This window comes from Sphingomonas sp. Leaf10, assembly GCF_001421245.1.
Lineage (GTDB): Bacteria > Pseudomonadota > Alphaproteobacteria > Sphingomonadales > Sphingomonadaceae > Sphingomonas.
The window spans coordinates 1-3,072 of record NZ_LMKE01000019.1; the positions used below are offsets into that span (position 1 = coordinate 1).

4 protein-coding genes are annotated in these 3,072 nt (G+C 66.8%); all 4 read left to right on the plus strand.

Features of this window, described 5'->3' with window-relative positions; all coding sequences use genetic code 11:
• Positions 1 to 134 precede the first annotated feature (134 nt).
• The 4 genes from tnpA to ASE59_RS13295 are packed head-to-tail and all read left to right on the plus strand — an operon-like array spanning position 135 to position 3,046.
• On the plus strand, positions 135 to 497 hold the full coding sequence (gene tnpA / locus ASE59_RS13280; protein WP_235515763.1) for an IS66-like element accessory protein TnpA: 363 nt from the start codon (positions 135 to 137) through the stop codon (positions 495 to 497).
• Complete coding sequence (gene tnpB / locus ASE59_RS13285; RefSeq protein ID WP_056457044.1) at positions 494 to 841, plus strand: IS66 family insertion sequence element accessory protein TnpB; 348 nt, start codon at positions 494 to 496, stop codon at positions 839 to 841. Before tnpA ends, tnpB begins: the two co-directional genes overlap by 4 nt.
• Positions 842 to 896: 55 nt before the next feature.
• The gene (gene tnpC / locus ASE59_RS13290) at positions 897 to 2,447 is read left to right on the plus strand and encodes an IS66 family transposase (RefSeq protein WP_056457047.1); all 1,551 of its coding nucleotides are present in this window, start codon (positions 897 to 899) and stop codon (positions 2,445 to 2,447) included.
• A complete protein-coding gene (locus ASE59_RS13295; RefSeq protein ID WP_056457050.1) occupies positions 2,444 to 3,046 on the plus strand; it encodes a plasmid pRiA4b ORF-3 family protein in 603 nt (200 codons plus the stop codon). The genes tnpC and ASE59_RS13295 overlap by 4 nt, the downstream gene beginning before the upstream one ends.
• The last annotated feature ends 26 nt before the right edge of the window (positions 3,047 to 3,072 follow it).

Here is a 3,072-nt window from a genome sequence, read left to right on the forward strand (position 1 = left end):
GTAAGCGTGGTCAGCAGGCCGCCTTGCGGTAGCGCTGGCTGTCAGGATGCTTGTCGCCTTTGACGAGGGCGCGGGCGGTGCGGGAAGTTGTCGGTTCTACGACTGGTCACACGAGCGCTCGTATGACTGGTCGGATGGAGGTGGTCGGCCGTGTGTCGGGTCGACGGCGATGGTCGGACGCGGAGAAGCTGGAGATCCTGGCCGAGGCATTCCGCCTGGGGGTGCGGGTCTGCGATGTCATCGCGCATCGCGAGGTATCGAGCAGCCTGATCTACACGTGGCGCAAGCAATTGCGTGAAGGCAAGCTGGCGGGCGTCGTGGCTTCGTTGCCGGTGTTCGCCGAAGTGCAGGTGGCGGAACCGGTCGCGCAGATACCGCAGCCAGCACCATGTCCACCGGGGTTCATCCATATTGAACTGCCGGATGGCGTGCGGGTGAGCGTGGATGCCGCGGTGGATACAGGCGCGCTGACACGGGTGCTGTCGGTGCTGCGATGAGCCCGGTGCCGCTACCGACGCGGGTATTTCTGGCGTGCGGGGTGACCGACATGCGCAAGGGGTTCGATGGCCTGGCGGTGCTGGTGCAGCAGGTGCTGGCGCAGAACCCGCATTCCGGAGCGCTGTTCGCGTTCCGCGGCAAGCGCGGTCATCTGGTCAAGCTGCTGTGGTTCGATGGGCAGGGTCTGTGCCTGTTTTCCAAGCGCCTGGACCGTGGCCGCTTCGTCTGGCCGGTGACCGCGACCGGCACAGTGGTGCTGACGCCGGCCCAATTGTCGATGCTGCTGGAGGGCATCGACTGGCGACGCCCCGAGCGGACGTTCACGCCGACGCTGGCGGGGTGAGAACGGCGGTTTTGCGCCGGTTTTGCTCGCCCGTTGCCATGCAATCTGCTATGAAATGCGGGTGTCGGAAGCGCTTGTTTCTCCTGCTGATGCCACCGCGCGGATCGCCGCGCTGGAGGCATCGCTCGCCCGGGCCAATGCCGCGCTGGCCGCCCGCGACCTGCTCATCGATACCCTGCGCGGACAGATCGCCCGGCTGCGGCGGATGCAGTTCGGTGCCTCGTCCGAGAAGCTGGGACGCGAGATCGAGCAGCTCGAACTGGCGCTGAAGGAACTTGAGGCCGAGCGCGATGCGCCTGGGCCTGAGGCGACCGACCCCGGTGGAGCGACGCGACCGGCACCCGTCCGCAGCTTGCCCGGACATCTGCCGCGCGAGGAGGTCGTTCACGAGCCGGTATCGGGCGCCTGCACCTGCCCGGACTGTGGTGGTGCGCTGCGTCCGCTTGGGTCCGATGCGCACGAGATGCTCGACATCGTACCGGTGCACTGGCGGGTCGTGCGCAACATCCGCCCGAAATACAGCTGCCGGTCCTGCGACAAGATCGTCCAGGCACCGGCGCCGGTCAGCGCGGTAGCCAGGGGCAAGGCGACCTTCGCCACGCTGGCACATATCGTCGTCTCCAAGTTCGACCATCATCTGCCGCTCTACCGCCAGGCCGAGATGATGGCCGCGCAAGGGCTCGACATCGACCGCTCGACGCTGGCGGGCTGGACCGGACAGGCCGCCGCGCTCCTCGACCCCATCGTCAGCCGCATCCGCGACGAAGTTCTCAAGGCCGACAAGATCCATGCCGACGACACGCCCGTGCCGGTGCTCGACCCTGGCCGAGGCAAGACCGCGACCGGGCGGCTATGGGTGTACGCGACCGATGACCAGGCGTCCGGCGGCACGGCGCCGCGCGCGACCTGGTATCGCTTCACGCCCGACCGCACCGCCGCGCACCCGATGGCCCATCTCGCCGGTTTCCGCGGTTTCCTTCAGGCCGATGCCTATGCCGGTTATGACGGACTGTATCGTGGTGGCGCCACCGAGGTCGCGTGCTGGGCACATTTCCGGCGCAAGGTCTTCGATCTGCACGAGCGGTCGCCGACGCCGCTGTCCACCGACATTCTCGAGCGGATCGGCGCGCTTTATGCCGTCGAGGCCGAGGTCCGCGGCCAACCACCCGATATACGGTGCTGCGTCAGGCAGGAGCGGAGTAAACCGCTGGTCGAGGCCTTGCATGAGGTGCTCGACGCCAGCTTGCGCCGCCTGTCGCCCAGGTCCGACATGGCAAAGGCTTGTCGCTACGGCACGAAGCGCTGGCCGGCACTGTCGCGCTTCCTCGACGATGGTCGCCTGGAGATCGACAACAATATCGCGGAGCGTGCATTGCGCGGTGTCGCTGTCGGACGCCGCAACTGGCTCTTCGCCGGCTCTCGCGCAGGCGGCGAGCGCGCCGCGGCCATCTACACCGTCATCCAGACCTGCAAGGCCAACGGCGTCGACCCGCAGGCCTATATCGCCGACGTCATCGCTAGGGTGGCCGGTGACTGGCCTGCCAGTCGCTGGGACGAACTCATGCCGTGGAACTGGTCTCCCGAACCTGCCAGACTGGCGGCATGAGCGCCGAAACCATCGCCCGCCTGCACATCGTCCTGGACGACATCGAGCCCGTCATCTGGCGCCGGGTCGACGTGCCGGTCACCGCCAGCCTCAAGATGCTCCATGACATCATCCAGACCGCAATGGGCTGGGAGAATTGCCATCTGTGGTATTTCGAGGCCGACGACCGGCGCTACGGCATCCCCGACCCGATGTGGCCGGAGAACGGCATGACCGCGGCCAAGAACGTGAAGCTCGCGGCCCTCATCGACCGGGGCGTGCGGGAGCTCGTCTACACCTACGACATGGGCGACGACTGGCGGCACACCATCACGCTTGAGACGGTCGTCCCCGGCGAACCCGACGTCAAATATCCGCGCTTCGTCAATGGCGCCCGGCGCTGCCCGCCCGAAGATGTCGGCGGCTTGCCCGGGTTCGAGATGTTCCTCGATGCCATGGCCGACCCCAGTCACGAAGAACACGAACACCTACGCGAATGGTATGGCGGACCCTACAACGCCGAAGACATCGACGAGCGCTTCACTCGACGTGCCGTCGCTGCCATCGCCATCCGCCGCCACGCCGGCAAACTCGCCTACCAGAAAAGCCGCGCTCAATAACAAGGCGGCCTACTGGCCACGCTTAC